Below are 14,809 nucleotides of genomic sequence, written 5' to 3' on the forward strand. Positions count from 1 at the left end.
ACCTACTACCGCTTCCGAGCACTCCTCGAAGCCGGCGGCTTCCGCACCCACTTCACCCACACCCGTGACTAACAACCGCCTACACCCCCAAATCCGAAGAGCCCAATTGCGCCACCTCGGACACCCAGTCGCGAGGGCGCACCCTGTCCGTCTCCCCGCGCAGGACAGGGGTGGGGGTGCCGATGTGCAGGCAGATGCTCTCTAACCGATGCCGCAGCACGAACCGCAGCTTTTTCAGGAACCAGATCGGGCTGGTCTTGGCGTATTCCCACATCCCCAGTAACAGCACTTGGGGCCCTCACCGGTGAGGTCCTGGACCATCAGCGTCGCCTGACGCGGCGCCTTGCGCTCGTAACAGGTGACGGTCGGGGCGATCAGCACCAGCGCCTCCACGGCGAGCACGCGTCCGCGTTCGGACGGCACCTCAGCGACGTCCGCATAGACGATGCGCCCCATGCCGATGCCGCGCACCAGCACGAACGTCCGGGCATTGGGACCTGGGATCTCCGTGTTGGCCATCACGCCCGGCCCGAAGTCCTACCTCAGATCACGTCCACCCATGTCATCAGGTATCCGGCGCGATGTGCGGCCCACCCCGGTCGGCGGGGCACTCTGGCGCCCACCGCCGTCGGGCATTGGGCCGGCAAACGAATGAGCCCCTGGTCTTACGACCAGGGGCTCATTTCCTTTGTGCGCGAGGGGGGACTTGAACCCCCACGACCTTGCGATCACTGGCACCTGAAGCCAGCGCGTCTACCAATTCCGCCACTCGCGCTCGAGTGACTTCGATCCATCAGGACCGCAGTGATCACTAGCCTAGCGGATGCCCAGGAGCATTTCATAATCGAGGGCTCGTAGCCTTCGTCACAGCCCCGCCGGGTTCATCCTCTCCATGCCGACGATGGAGAGCAGCACCCACACGGACCACTCTCACGGGTGGCTACGCACGGGTTCGCAGGACCGCGCTCGGCTACGAATCGGAACCTGCGGACCACACTCTGGGCGCGCTTTCAGTCGCTTTCGGTAGAGTCGGACCGGACCGGACCCCACCACGGTGTGGTCAGGCCGCCATGTAACGGACAGCTACGGCAGAAGGAAGGAGGCCCCATGGGACTCGTCAAGGGCCTCGAACGCGGTATCGAAAAGGTCGTCTCGCGCGCATTCCGTGGAGCATCCAACGACGGCGTCAAGCCCGTGGAGATCGCCAACCTCATCCGTAACTGCATGGACAACGAATCGTTCTCCCTCTCAGAAGGGCGAACGGTGGCCCCACACGCCTTCACCGTCCGACTCGGCGATGACGACTTCGCCAAGGCCCGGGAGTGGGGCCTGCCTCTGGCGCAAGAGCTGGCCGACGTCGCCCTGGAGCATGCAGAGACGCAGGACTACACGCTGCGGGATGCCATCACTGTGACCTTCCGTCACGACGCGGACCTTTCCCGCGGTCATGTCGAGATCGATGCTTCGTTGGGTGGGCCTCAAGCCAAGCCACGCCAGCGCACCACGCGAGCCGCTGACGATGAACCCTTCGAGGTTCCAGAGGGCGCAACCACCCGAGTGGCACCCCCTGAGCCCACTCCCCCGGTCTCCCAACGTCGGCCACTCGTGCCCGTGATCGAAGTGGAGGGGCGCCGCTATGCGATCAACGCTCCTACCATCTCCATCGGTCGGTCGTCCGAAGCTGATATCCAGGTCGCCGACGCCGGTGTCTCCCGCAAGCACATCGGCATCGTCCGAGAAGGGTCCAAGGTCCTCGTGAGGGACCTCGGCTCCACCAATGGCACCTGGTTGAACGGCACCAAGCTGAGTGGCGATGAGGTCCTGACCGATGGCTCCGTGATCTCCGCGGGCCACACCAAGGTGACGTTCCGTCTCCTGCGTGACACAGAACGGAACAAGTAAACACATGGCACCACTCGTCGTCACGCTTCTTCGCTTCGGATTCCTTGCCCTGATCTGGATCATGATCTTGATCGTGGTCATGGCACTGCGACGCGACCTCGGCGTCGGTCAACGCACCCGCGTCGCAGCTGGTGCCGCTCCCACGTCGGCCGCTCCCCCAGCCGGCCCGAGCGAACCCGAACGCGTAATTCCGCACCGCCTCGTGGTCTTGGAAGGCCCACGGGCCGGAACGGAGCTGCCACTGGCGGCCAGCCCGTTGCTGCTGGGTCGCGCACAGGAGGCCACACTGGTCCTGGACGACGACTATTCCTCGGGCCGTCACGCCCGCCTGTTCCCACAGGGCAGCCGCTGGTTCCTCGAAGACCTCGGCTCCACCAACGGAACATTCATCGACGAGAACCAACTCACCCGCGCCCAGCCGGTTGAACCCGGCCAGCGCATCCGAATCGGGAAGACCGTGATGGAGTTGAGGCCCTGAGTATGTCCCTCTACCTGGACTTCGCAGCCGCCTCCGACGTGGGCAAGGTACGCAAGAAGAACGATGATTCCGGCTATGCCGGGCGCTATTTTGCTGTCGTTGCCGACGGTATGGGCGGACACGTTGGCGGTGATGTCGCCTCAGCATCGACCGTGCTCGATCTGGTGCACCTCGACGGCGCGCAATTGGAGAACCCGGATACCGTCCTGGCTGACGAGATCCAGTCCGCCAACATCATCCTCAACGAACTCGTGGATCAGAACCCCAAACTCTCAGGTATGGGAACTACGGTCACGGCCCTGCTGCTCACGGAAGACCGCTTCCGATATGCGCACATCGGGGACTCGCGTGCCTACCGCTTGAAGAACGACACCTGGGAGCAGATCAGCCAGGACCACACCTTTGTGCAGAAGCTGCTGCAAGAGGGGCGCATCACCGAGGAAGAGGCCAAGGTCCATCCTCACCGCAACGTGATCATGCGAGTCCTGGGTGATTCGGATGCCTCCCCCGAGCTGGACCTCCACGAGTACCCCGTGGAACCTGGTGAAGTCTGGATGCTGTGCTCGGACGGCATCAACGCCGTGGTCCCCGAGGAGGAAACCGAGCGGATCGTTCGGACCGCCCGGTCGGTACGCGAAGCAGCGGACCGGCTCGTGGAGCGCACCCTGGAACTCGGTAGCCCGGACAACGTCACCGCAGTGGTGGTCCAGGTGATGGATTCGGAATCCGAACCGCCCGAGTCTCACCAGCCAGAGGCCGGCGAGGATCCCTCTCCCGACACCGCTCAGTTGAAAGTTGCGGCCGACGGCGATCTCGAGGCCACGCGGGCGTTGCTCCGCTACGACATGTCCGCCCGGCCTCACGAGCTGGTCGGTGCCGCATTCCTCGCTACCGAATCCGGTCAGATCCCTTTGGTGACGCAGGGGACCGGAGAGCGTCGAGCGGCTGCACTACTGAACCACAAGGCCGCCCTGTTGGAGGCCAAGGCCCTGAGGGCTCAGCGCGAGGCCGAACGCGGCGGGAAACGCCGCCACCGCTGGCTCATGCCTGCTATCCTCGCGGTTTGCATCGCGCTCTTCGCCTCGGTGGTCTGGCTGGGGTATTCGTGGACCCAAACCAGGTACTACGTCGGAGTCGACAACGGGAAGGTTGCCCTGTTCCAGGGTGTCTCCCAGAACCTCGGCCCCATCAAGCTCTCCCACGTGGACACCAAGACGAAGGTTCCGTTGGAGGTCCTCCCCGCGTACACCCAACAGAACCTGGAGAATGGGATTTCCGGCGCTTCCCGGCAGGAAGCACTGACCACACTCGCTCAGGTCATGGTGACCGCGAAGAGCCAATGTGAGGTCATCGCCGATGATGAAGATGACAGCACGCAAGCCGCTTATTGCACGGAGGAGGTTCCCAAGTGACCGTCTCCGCTGAAGTGCGCCCACCCAAACAGCGCACCCGACGCAACCTGGAGCTCTTCCTCCTACTGCCTTCTCTCGCCGTGGTGGCGTTGGCCGATTTCCTGGTCTCCGTCTCCCCCGTGGGCTCCTCGGTGGAGGACCGTTCCTGGATCACTCACGTGGCCGTCATGGGGGCTTTGGCGCTCGGCATGAACATCTCCCTGCGCATCTGGGCCAAATATGCCGATCCGTTCATTCTTCCGATCGTGGTTGCCATCAATGGCATAGGTCTCGCCATGATCCATCGCCTGGATCTTGGGCACGCCACCCCCACCACGGTTGCCACCAACCAGTTGATATATACCGGACTCGGCATGGCATGTGCCGTGATCCTGCTGTGGACCATCAGGGACCACCGCATCCTGCGGCCCTTCACCTACATCTGGCTTGCAGCCTCGGCCGCTCTCCTGATCATGCCTCTGATCCCCGGCCTGGGACAGACCATCAACGGGGCCAAGATCTGGATCCGTATCGGGCCATTCGGCATCCAGCCTGGCGAATTCGCCAAGATCACCCTCGCGTTGTTCTTCGCCTCCTACCTGGGATCGAAGCGAGATCTGATTCTGCTTGCGGGTAAGAAGATCGGTCCCATCCAACTTCCGCGTGTACGCGATATGGCTCCCATGTTGGTTGCCTGGCTTGCCGCGCTTGCCGTGCTGGTGCTGCAGAAGGACCTCGGTAGCGCCATCCTCTTCTTCGGCCTGTTCATGGTCATGATCTACGTGGCAACCGGCCGAGTCTCCTGGATCGCCATCGGCCTTGCCTTCATCGCCGCAGGCGGCGCCCTCGCCATGCTGTTCGTGTCCCACGTCCAAGCACGTGTCAACGTCTGGCTCAATGTCTTTGACCCGGAGATCTACAACCGGGCGTACGGCGGCTCCCGGCAGGTTGCCCAGGGGCTCTTCGCCCTCGCCAACGGCGGCATCTTCGGCACCGGCATCGGGGAAGGCCAACCGAACTCAGTGTCGCTGGCGAATTCGGACATGATCTACACGGCGCTGGGCGAGGAACTGGGTTTGGTCGGCCTCGCGGCCATCGTGATGCTCTACCTGCTGCTCTTCAGCCGTGGGCTTCGTGCCGCCATCGGCGCCAGGGACGGTTTCGGGAAGCTTCTGGCCATTGGCCTCAGCTTCACCCTGTGCCTCCAACTCTTCGTTGTCACCGCAGGCGTCCTGCGGGTCATGCCGCTCACCGGCCTCACCACACCCTTCCTGTCCGCTGGAGGTTCCTCCCTGTTGGCCAACTGGATCCTGGTTGCGCTCCTGCTGCTGATATCCCACAACGCCAGACGCCCCGCCACTGGCGGTTCCGCCCTGTCCACAGAGGACGAGGGTGCCATTGAGCGTCGGCTTCGGGTTCAGGAGGCATCCGCCCTCGACGCCACGCCGGAGCAGGCGCTGCCGCGTCCCTCCGCAGCGCGTACCGAGGGAGGTCTCGCATGAACCAGGCTGTCAGGCGCGTCTGGGTGGCGGTGGTTGCCCTCATGGCGATCGTGTTGGGTGCAACCACCTATATCCAGTTCTTCGCAGCGGACTCACTGAACAACAACGCACTCAACAACCGTCAGTTGATCGCCAACTACGGGCAGCCTCGTGGCGCCATCCTGGTGGACGGTGAGCCCGTCGCAGAGAGCGTGAAGAACTCGGATGGTTCTCAGTTCGACTACCGCCGCGTTTACCACAACGCCGACCTGTATTCCGGGCTCACTGGTTACTACAGCTTCGCTTCTGGCGCCACACAGTTGGAGTCGTCTCAGGAAACCACCCTGGCCGGCACCAGCGACTCGCAGTTCTTCGACCGCTTGGTGAACTTGTTCACCGGTGGATCGGATCAGGGCGCCAATGTCGCTCTGACCATCGACCCCAAGATCCAGCAGGCCGCCTACAACGCGCTGCCGAACAACTTCAAGGGATCCGTGGTGGTGACCGAGCCCAAGACCGGCAAGATCCTCGCCATGGTCTCCAAGCCCAGCTACGACACCAACTTGATGGCCGTGCAGTCCACCGCCCAGTTGGAGAAGAACAAGGCCGCACTCAGCGAGCAGAAGAACGTGGCTCTCAACTGGAATGCCGCCGTCTACGACCGAGTCTCCCCCGGATCCAGCTTCAAGTTGCTGGACCTGGTGGCCGGCCTGGAGACCGGAGACTTCAAGGTGGACGGGGAGTACGACAACTCCCCCGATTGGACTCCCCCCGGAACCGACAAGAAGCTGGCCAACTTTGATCACGGCAGTTGTGCAAGCAGGCCCAACAAGGCTCCGCTGAAGTTCATCGTGGCCCAGTCCTGCAACACGCCCTTCGCCAAGACCGTCCAGAAGATCGGCCAGGACAAAATGACCGAGGTCACGGAACGCTTCGGCTTCAACGCCAAGCCCAAGGACCTGGGACTGGCTCCCACGTCCAAGTCCGTCTGGCCCGACGAGGACATGAGCGCGGCGAATCTCGCGTATTCCTCCATTGGCCAGTACGACGTCCAGGCCACAACGTTGCAGATGAATATGGTGGCCATGGGTATCGCCAATGACGGGGTGCTGATGAAGCCGCAGCTGATCCAAGAGGTCACCAACCCGAATCTGCAGGTCTTGGAATCCTTCAAGGCTGAGAAGATCGGGGACGTGACCACCAAGAAGGTGGCCAACGACGTCACCGAGCTGATGAAGCAACCGCCGCTGTCCGGCACGGCGATGCAGGCACAAGTTCCCGGTGTGGAGCTCGCCGCGAAGACCGGAACGGCTCAGATCGGAGACACCGGCCGGGTACATGCCTGGATCACCGGATTCGCTCCGGCGGACGATCCGGAAGTCGCCATCACGGTGAATGTCCAGAACATCAGCTATGAAGAGAGCCAAGGGCTCACCAGCACGATCATGAACAAGGTGGAAAGGGCGGTGTTCGACAAGTGAGACCCACGAGTGGAACCACACTGGGTGGTCGTTACCAGCTGACGGACCGGATCGCCATCGGTGGCATGGGCGAGGTCTGGAAGGCCCTTGACAACGTTCTTGGGCGAATCGTCGCCATCAAGATCCTCAAAGAGGAGTACATGGGAGACCCTGGGTTCCTCCAGCGTTTCCGCGGCGAGGCCAGACACACGGCATTGCTGAACAACGACGGCATCGCCAACGTCTTCGACTACGGCGAGGCGGACGGTAGCGCCTACCTCGTCATGGAGTTGGTGCCGGGCGAGCCGCTGTCCACCATCATCGAACGAGAGCGTGTCCTGACTCCGGACTTCACGCTCTCCGTGATCGCCCAGACCGCGCGCGCCCTTTCCGCCGCTCACGCGCGTGGGCTGGTTCATCGCGACGTGAAGCCCGGAAACCTGTTGATCATGCCCTCCGGCAAGGTCAAGATCACCGACTTCGGCATTGCCCGCCTCGCGGACCAGGTCCCCCTGACCGCCACCGGCCAGGTCATGGGAACTGCGCAGTATCTGGCGCCCGAACAGGCCACCGGCCAAACCGCCACCGGCCAATCCGACCTGTATTCGCTCGGTGTCATCGGCTACGAGTGCCTGGCCGGACGCCGCCCCTTCTCCGGGGAATCCCAGATCGCCATCGCCCTGGCACAGGTCAACGACCGGCCGCCGGCACTCCCCGACACCATCGACGAACCTGTTCGCGCGCTCATCTTCGCCTTGCTCTCCAAGAGCCCGGCCGACCGTCCTGCGGACGCCTCGAAGCTCGCCTTCGCGGCCGACGCCTTGCGCGCCGGACGCGTGCAGGATGCCGTTGATGCCGTTCCCGGCATGAAACCCTTCCTGGGATCGGACATGGACGCGACGCAGACCATGACGTCCGTCCAGACGCCTGCAACCCAGGCCACGAACGCCATCTCCGCACAGTCCGCCCCTCGGACTTCCGCCATGCCCACGGTGAATGACTCGACGTTGTCTGCCACCGCGAGGCCAGGTGATGGTGGAGGCACCGTTCCGCCGAATCCTGATGACGCGCCGACGGACAATTCCGGTGGCAAGAAGAAGTGGTGGATCTGGCTGATCGTGGCACTCGTGGCCGCTGGTCTCATCGCCGCCGCTGCCGTGATGATCCCCAAGTGGATCAACGGCAGCGACGATCCGACCACGTCGCCGGCCACAACGTCCGCGTCCGAGCCCACCTCTGAATCCCCCACTGAGGAGGAGTCGATCTACCTGAACTCCGGCAGGGTGATGGGAAAGTCCTGTAGTGATGCCACGACCTACTTGGCCTCACTCGGTTTCACCAACGTCTCGCTCAGCGGCGCAGACTCCGGCACGGCGAGCTGGGTGGAGCCCAGGGAACAGTCGCTGCAGCCGGACGCCCGGATCACGGTAACCTGCACTGCCGAGGACTCGTCTGATTCAGGTTCCAGTGGCAGTTCCGCGAACAGCGATTCCGACGATTCTTCGTCCAACGATGGCGGAACCACATCGGAATCTGGTTCAGATGCCGGTTCCACGAACACCGGCACGTCAGGTTCCACGGATACCGGCGCATCGGCTGCCTCGAACGACGGAGCCGAAGCTTCGTCGAACGCGGACTCGCATGACGCTGCGAACGCGAACTCGACGGAGGACGCCAACGCGGCAGACAACGCCAACGCTGCGGAGAACGCCAACGCTGCGGAGAACGCGAACGCGGAGTCGGCCGCCGACGACGCAGGTTCGGATTCCAACGGTGAGGATGCGGCGGCGGTCTCGAATCCTGATGCCGCATCCGACTCCGAAACGACCAACTGACCCACGAGAAAGAAGAAGGAGGTGCCCCGTGACCGGAACACCGGAAGAACCCCAGCCGGCAGCAAGCGGGCCCGCTGCGACCCCGCAGCAGCACGTGCTCAACGACCGTTATGAACTCAGCAGGTTGATCGGCCGCGGCGGCATGGCCGACGTGTGGCTGGCCCGCGACGTCCTCCTGGGCCGTGATGTTGCAGTGAAGATCTTGCGCTCAGACCTGGCCCGGGACGAGACCTTCCAGGCTCGCTTCCGCCGTGAGGCCAAGGCCGTTGCAGGGCTGAACGACCACGGGATCGTGGCTGTGTACGACACCGGGGACACCGATGTGCAGTTGCCCGGTGAGCACGTCGGGTTGAAGGTTCCCTTCATCGTGATGGAGTACGTGAAGGGGCATACGCTCAAGTCCCGCATCTCCAACGGCCCGCTGTCGCTTCGGGATGCCTCCAACGCCACCCTCGGCGTCCTGGCCGCTTTGGCCGCCTCCCATGCCCAGGGGATCGTCCACCGCGACATCAAGCCCGCCAACGTGATGATCACCGAGGCAGGCACCGTGAAGGTCATGGACTTCGGGATCGCCCGGGCCGTGGCCGATTCGGCTGCGACCATGACGCAGACGCAAGCCGTGGTCGGCACCGCCCAGTACCTCTCCCCCGAGCAGGCGCGCGGCGAAGCCGTCGACGCTCGCAGCGACCTGTATTCCACGGGCTGCCTGCTCTTCGAGCTGCTGACAGGGCGCCCCCCGTTCGTGGGCGAGAGTCCGGTCTCGGTGGCCTATCAGCATGTGGGAGAACCGGCGCCGGCCCCGTCGTCCCTGAACCCGTCCGTCACTCCGCAGCTGGACGCCGTGATTGCGCGTGCGTTGAACAAGGATCGGGGCCACCGTTTCCAGACCGCGCAGGAGTTCGCCACGGCGCTGCGCGCCGCACAGCACGGTCAGATGCCTGCGGCCGCCTATGGGGCAGCCCCTTCCAGCACGTCCGCCAACTCGGCCACGGCCACCACCCAAGCCATTCCCATGGCCGCCTCAGCTGCGGCATCGGATACCGCTCAGACGGGTAGTTGGACCGGCCTGATCCCCAAGGCCGACGAGGATTCGGAGGCGGCCAAACAAGCCGAGTCCAAGGCCAAGAGCCGCAAGAAGATCGTCTGGATCGTCTCGATCATCCTGGTGCTCCTCCTCGCCGTCGGAAGCTTTTTCTTGGTCAGGTACCTGCAAGACCAGGCGGAGAAGAACGCCCGTGTCGCAGTACCGGACGTCAAAAGCCAGACGCAGGCCGAGGCGGAGACCGCGCTGAAGAACAAGGAATTGGTCCCGGTGGTCAAGGAAGTCTTCAGTGACGATGTGAAGCGCGGTTCCGTGGTGGACACCGATCCCGGTGCCGGCATGCAGGCCAAGAAGGGCTCGGACGTGTCCCTGCGCGTCTCCCAGGGTTCCGAGCAGGTGACCATCCCGAACAACCTTGCGGGCAAGAGCCAGGAGGACGCCAGGAAGGCCCTGACGGACCTGGGATTCAAGGTTTCCGACCAGGTCACCGAGGTGGAGCACGACAAGATCAAGAAGGATCTCGTGGTGAACACCGACCCTGCGCTCGGTGAGACCGTGGAGAACGGATCGGCCATCACGCTGAAGGTGTCCAAGGGCCAGGTCCAGATCCCCGACGATCTCGCGGGCATGGACCAGGACCAGGCCAAGCAGGAGCTCACCGATCTCGGTCTGAAGGTCAACGGAACAACCAAGACCGTGGCCAGCGACGACGTGGAGGAAGGCAAGGTCGTGTCCACCGATCCGAAGGCCGGCTCCACCATCAGGGTCGGCGGGTCCGTGACGCTGCAGGTCTCCGACGGCAAGGTGAAGCTGCCTGACGGTCTTGTCGGGAAGAGCAGGGACGAGGTCAAGAAGCTCCTCGATGGCGCCGGATTGATGTCTCAGGAGTTCGTGGACGGGGAGTCCCCGAAGGACGCAGGAACCGTGATCAAGGTGGATGCCGACGGGACGTCCTCGGGACGTGTCCCCCGCAATACCCTCGTCACGGTGACGGTCTCCACCGGCAAGGTCTCGGTTCCGGATGTGTCCGGTAAGAAGAAGGAGGACGCCGTGAAGACCTTGGAGGGCGGCTCCTACGAGCTCAAGGCGGAGGTGACCGAGGAGCACAGCGATGACAAGGACCCGGGCACGGTTCTGTCCCAGAGCCCGCAGCCCGGTGAAACGGTTGATCCCGGCACCACGGTGACCTTGAAGGTGGCTGACGACTCCAGCGGCAGCAAGAACGACGAGGACAACAAGGACGACGGCGATGATTGAAGAGCACGCTGGGACGAGAGTCGGTGGGACCGGGGTCGCTGGAGCGACGAAGACTGGGGCAAGAGCTGGGGCTGGTGACCACCGGTTCCTGACGCTCCAGGCGTCCCGGTACTGAAGTTCCCGTCTCCGTCGCAGCGGCCCCGGAACGGGGCAGCTGCGGCGCTGAAGCGGACCAAGAAGCGCCAATGCGCGACGGCGGGTGGCCACCTCGAGGTGGCCACCCGCCGTCGGCTGTTATGTGGGTGGACGGGCCTGCGGCCCGGTCCGAGTTCACTCCCGGATCGGTTCAGTCCCGGATCAGCGGGGACAGCGCAGCGGCACGTGTGGCCGCGCCCTGCGCGCCAAGGGATTCCAGCCAGTTCCCGAGCATGCGGTATCCGCCCTCGGTGAGGACGGATTCGGGATGGAACTGCACGCCCCAGAGCGGAGCCGTGCGGTGGGCCAGGCCCATGATCACGCCGTCGTCGGTGGAGGCGGTGACCTCCAACTCGGCGGGCACGGTTTCCGTTCGGACGGCCAGCGAGTGATAGCGCGTGGCCGTGAAGGGCTGAGGAACGCCGGCGAAGAGGGGATGGTCGCCGTGGCGCACCACGGAGGTCTTCCCGTGCATCAGCTGCTCGGCGTGCGCCACGACGCCTCCAAAGGCCTCGGCGAGCGCTTGGTGGCCCAGGCAGACGCCGAAGAGGGCCTTCGATGTGGCTTCGGCCCGGCGGATCACTTCCAGGCACACGCCGGCGCCCGCGGGGTCACCCGGACCTGGAGAGACCAACACGCCGTCCACGTTCTCCATCAGGGAGAAGACCTCCTCGGCCGAGAGGTCATCGTTGCGGATCACCTGCGTCTGAGCGCCGAGTTCTCGCAAGTAGCCCACCAACGTGTAGACGAAGCTGTCGTAGTTGTCGATGACGAGCACCTTGGGTGCCAGCTGATTCGTTGAAGTCATGGAAGGCCCTCCTCAGGCCGCTGGTGACATGTCGGTGAACGTCTCTGGGTGCGCCGGGAGGGCGTCCACCGTGGAGTCGTTCCAAGGGGAGAACTGGTTGGCCCATGGGAAGACGAAATTCATCAGGGCCAGGACCACGAAGGCCAGCAGCAAGAGCGTCTGGATGATGCGGATCCACAAGGGACCGGGCAGGTGCCGGAACAGCCAGGCGTACATCAGTCAGTCTCCTCCACTCCGGTGGTCTTCTTGACGATGTCCGCGATCGCGTCAGGGACTTCGCCTGGACCGGTTTCGGCAACCTGTTCCATGTGAACGATCATGCGGTTACGCGTGGTGAACGGCGGATCGCAGGTCGTCAGGGTGAGCTGGGAGATGGTGGGCTCCTCGCCGGGTTTCCCGGGCACGGGAAGCAGCACGTTCGAGGTAGCGGGCGAGACGATGGTGCGGGAGGTGAACGTGTAGGTCCAGATGCCTTCGGCAGTCTGCACGTACGCCTTGTCGCCGTCCGTGAGCTTGTCCATGTCCCAGAACACCTGGCCGTGGGTCTGACGGTGGCCGGCCATGGCCACGTTGCCCAGATCGCCTGGGAGCTGCGTGGACGGATAGTGCCCCACTCCGATGGTGTCCATGACCTCGTCGCTGGTGCCTTCGGCGATGGGCTTGGCGTAGCTATCGCCGAACCGCGGGACGTAGAGGATGCCCCAGACCTTGCCTTCCAGGGGCTGCGTCGGCTTGACGCCGTCCTTCCCCCAGTCCTCGGTCACTTCCGTGATGGCGTCCTTCTGCACAGCGTCTGCTTCGATGTTGGTCCACCACAGCTGCCAAGCGACAAAAAGCAGGAGGACCAGTCCGGCGGTCAGGAGGATCTCGCCGAACCCACCAACCAGGGTGGAGACGACACCGCGCCTCTGCCGCTGTGCTGTTCTTCGACCCACGTAAGCGTCTCCTTGGCAGGTTGGGACCCGTGTGCGTTTCCTCGATACACTTGAGGTCACGTGTCCGCCGAAGTGGCGGGCAGCATCAAGCCTATCGCCCGCCGCGTCCAGAGTCCGTGGCTCAGGAGGAAACCGTGCCAGAGTCCACGTCCAACAACCACGATCACAACGACAAGGCCTTCTCCGACCTGGCCAAGATCGGTAACCCGGCCAAGCGTGCCGAGGCCGAGGAGAAGCTCGAGGCAAAGCGGGTCAAGGCGGCCAAGGCTGATGAGTTCAAGCCGGTTGCCACCTGGTACAAGGTGGTCATGTTCGGCCTGATGATCCTCGGCCTGGCTTGGATCGTCACGTTCTACATCGCAGCCATGGTGGGCGTGGACATCCCGATCCCGGAGATCGGTAACTGGAACATCATGATCGGCTTCGGCCTCGCCCTGATCGGCTTCATCATGATGATGGGGTGGCGGGACTGACGCCGCCCCTTCACCGTAGAACCATCATGACTCCGGTCCGAACGGGCCGGAACCCGACCCGTTCATAGACGCCGTTGGCACCCGTGGGGCTTGCCGCATCGACCCCCAGGTCCACCTTGGCGGCGCCCTCGGCCCGGGCTGCCCTGACCACGTCCGTAAGCAGGTTCGTGGCCAGATGTCTTCCGCGCTCCGCCCGTCGAGTGCCCACGAGCGCCACGTAGACCTCGCCCGGGACCCAGATCTCGGACAGTACGAACGCGTCGACGCCTGTTCCGTCCCGGCTCGGCATCACCCTGGAGAGATCCAGCCGGAGCGTTCGTTGCCCCCAGATGTGCGCCCACCTCTGCGGAGACGTTGGCGATGAGCCCCAATGGTCGGCGAAGGCCTCGTTGCGGGTCTCCAGCACCGCATCGCGGTCCTCATGGAGCATGACTCGTCCGGTGGACGGGCCGCCCGGGTCCTCCCACTGGTCGAGTTCGATCTGCATGTCCGTGAAATAGCGTGCCGGCCGGAACCCCAGATCTCTCAGGAGCTGCGCGGCGTCGGAGTCCTCCGCCCGCCCCCAAGCGTGGACCACGGCAGGGACGCCCGGGAAGCGCTCACCCGCCAGCTCTCTTCCTCGGCTCACGGCCCAGGTGGTCAGCTCGGTGCCCAGTCCACGACGGCGGGCCTCAGGGTGGACGTCACCGAACACGTTGACCGTGATCTCACCGTCAACGAGGGAATCCGCCACACGGATGCTGAGGTAGGCCAGGAGCGCTCCGTCCTGGTCCACCGCCACACGAGCGTCCTCTTCCAGGGTGAAGCCAGGCGTCCTCCACTCCTCCGCCTGGTCCTCCACATCGATGAATTCGTCGGTGTCGTCGTGATGGGCTGCCGCATTGAGCAGCTCGGTCACCGCCTCCACGTCCTCGCGCACCGCAGGACGCAGATGAGCATTCGGCCGGCTCATACGAGATTCCTCCCCTCGGGCACCGCTCTCGAGTGATTGAAAGAGTTCAATCAGAAGTGGGATCATTCAACCCCACGCAACGAACCGTGTCCAGACTCAGAATGCGTGAAGGGCTCCCGCGTGACTCACGCACGGCGCACGCAAGCGCCGACCGCAGCATCGGCCCACGAAGACACGCTGTCGCCCCGCACTCCTCGTAGCTATCTATGCTCGTGCACACGTTGTTCACTCAAGTTATCCACAACTGTGGACAGTCTCTGTGGGTACCAGCCCGGAATCTCGCCCCGAAACTCGGTTTCACCTGCGTTCTCAGGCCGTTACCCCCTCCGATGCGCACGGAATCACACCCATGTAACTTGTCCACATTGTGCACAACCCCTGTGCATGAATCTGCGCACCTTCCACCCGCCACAGCGGATTTCGCGCACATCGGTCGCCATCATCGTGTGGGCCGAGCCAGTTCTCCCCAGTACTGCACACCCTGTTCACCAAAGTTATCCACAGCTGTGGATGCGAACTGTGGGTAATCGAACACCCGTCCCTCGGTCCCCGGCTTGAGCTTTCCCTCCATCTGCGTGATGACTGGCCTCGATCCGCATGATTCGTAGATTCATACGAGTGCAGCTCTCGTCGAACCACACGGATGTAAGTTGTCCACAC

Annotated in this window: 13 protein-coding genes and 1 tRNA gene; 8 read left to right on the forward strand and 6 right to left on the reverse strand. The window is 63.8% G+C overall.

Annotated elements, in window-relative coordinates:
• Positions 1-234: 234 nt before the first annotated feature.
• Positions 235-522 carry a hypothetical protein gene (locus Q0A15_RS00780; RefSeq protein WP_291277632.1) on the reverse strand — a complete coding sequence of 96 codons (288 nt, stop codon included), beginning with the start codon at positions 520-522 and terminating at the stop codon, positions 235-237.
• Positions 523-691: 169 nt separating this feature from the next.
• Positions 692-775 (reverse strand) — tRNA-Leu (locus tag Q0A15_RS00785).
• Positions 776-1,107: 332 nt separating this feature from the next.
• Here Q0A15_RS00785 and Q0A15_RS00790 point away from each other — a divergent pair.
• The 7 genes from Q0A15_RS00790 to pknB are packed head-to-tail and all read left to right on the forward strand — an operon-like array spanning position 1,108 to position 10,846.
• A complete protein-coding gene (locus Q0A15_RS00790; protein WP_291277633.1) occupies positions 1,108-1,902 on the forward strand; it encodes a DUF3662 and FHA domain-containing protein in 795 nt (264 codons plus the stop codon).
• Positions 1,903-1,906: 4 nt separating this feature from the next.
• A complete protein-coding gene (locus Q0A15_RS00795) occupies positions 1,907-2,380 on the forward strand; it encodes an FHA domain-containing protein (RefSeq protein ID WP_291277634.1) in 474 nt (157 codons plus the stop codon).
• A 2-nt stretch (positions 2,381-2,382) separates the two neighbouring features.
• Positions 2,383-3,792 (forward strand): PP2C family serine/threonine-protein phosphatase, encoded by a 1,410-nt coding sequence (locus Q0A15_RS00800; protein WP_291277635.1) that lies wholly within the window; start codon positions 2,383-2,385, stop codon positions 3,790-3,792.
• Positions 3,789-5,273, forward strand: coding sequence for an FtsW/RodA/SpoVE family cell cycle protein (locus tag Q0A15_RS00805; protein WP_291277636.1), 1,485 nt, complete (start codon positions 3,789-3,791; stop codon positions 5,271-5,273). Before Q0A15_RS00800 ends, Q0A15_RS00805 begins: the two co-directional genes overlap by 4 nt.
• Entirely contained in the window at positions 5,270-6,733 is a 1,464-nt protein-coding gene (locus Q0A15_RS00810; RefSeq protein WP_291277637.1) for a penicillin-binding transpeptidase domain-containing protein, read from the forward strand. Before Q0A15_RS00805 ends, Q0A15_RS00810 begins: the two co-directional genes overlap by 4 nt.
• Positions 6,730-8,547 carry a serine/threonine-protein kinase gene (locus Q0A15_RS00815; protein WP_291277638.1) on the forward strand — a complete coding sequence of 606 codons (1,818 nt, stop codon included), beginning with the start codon at positions 6,730-6,732 and terminating at the stop codon, positions 8,545-8,547. Before Q0A15_RS00810 ends, Q0A15_RS00815 begins: the two co-directional genes overlap by 4 nt.
• A 28-nt stretch (positions 8,548-8,575) precedes the next feature.
• Positions 8,576-10,846, forward strand: coding sequence for a Stk1 family PASTA domain-containing Ser/Thr kinase (gene pknB / locus Q0A15_RS00820; protein ID WP_291277639.1), 2,271 nt, complete (start codon positions 8,576-8,578; stop codon positions 10,844-10,846).
• A gap of 286 nt (positions 10,847-11,132) precedes the next feature.
• On the opposite strand, the gene Q0A15_RS00825 is transcribed toward pknB, so the two are convergent.
• Genes Q0A15_RS00825 through Q0A15_RS00835 form a run of 3 tightly spaced genes read right to left on the reverse strand, consistent with a single transcriptional unit; the run spans position 11,133 to position 12,724 of the window.
• Positions 11,133-11,789 carry an aminodeoxychorismate/anthranilate synthase component II gene (locus Q0A15_RS00825; RefSeq protein WP_291277640.1) on the reverse strand — a complete coding sequence of 219 codons (657 nt, stop codon included), beginning with the start codon at positions 11,787-11,789 and terminating at the stop codon, positions 11,133-11,135.
• A gap of 12 nt (positions 11,790-11,801) precedes the next feature.
• Positions 11,802-12,005, reverse strand: a complete 204-nt coding sequence (locus Q0A15_RS00830) for a hypothetical protein (protein WP_291277641.1) — start codon at positions 12,003-12,005, stop codon at positions 11,802-11,804.
• Positions 12,005-12,724, reverse strand: coding sequence for a class E sortase (locus tag Q0A15_RS00835; RefSeq protein WP_291277642.1), 720 nt, complete (start codon positions 12,722-12,724; stop codon positions 12,005-12,007). Before Q0A15_RS00835 ends, Q0A15_RS00830 begins: the two co-directional genes overlap by 1 nt.
• Before the next feature lie 134 nt (positions 12,725-12,858).
• On the opposite strand from Q0A15_RS00835, the gene Q0A15_RS00840 reads away from it, so the two are divergent.
• On the forward strand, positions 12,859-13,197 hold the full coding sequence (locus tag Q0A15_RS00840) for a cell division protein CrgA (protein WP_291277643.1): 339 nt from the start codon (positions 12,859-12,861) through the stop codon (positions 13,195-13,197).
• Between the two features lie 10 nt (positions 13,198-13,207).
• On the opposite strand, the gene Q0A15_RS00845 is transcribed toward Q0A15_RS00840, so the two are convergent.
• The gene (locus Q0A15_RS00845; RefSeq protein ID WP_291277644.1) at positions 13,208-14,149 is read right to left on the reverse strand and encodes a GNAT family N-acetyltransferase; all 942 of its coding nucleotides are present in this window, start codon (positions 14,147-14,149) and stop codon (positions 13,208-13,210) included.
• Positions 14,150-14,809: the final 660 nt, after the last annotated feature.

It is taken from the genome of Galactobacter sp., from assembly GCF_022712295.1.
Classification (GTDB): domain Bacteria; phylum Actinomycetota; class Actinomycetes; order Actinomycetales; family Micrococcaceae; genus Galactobacter.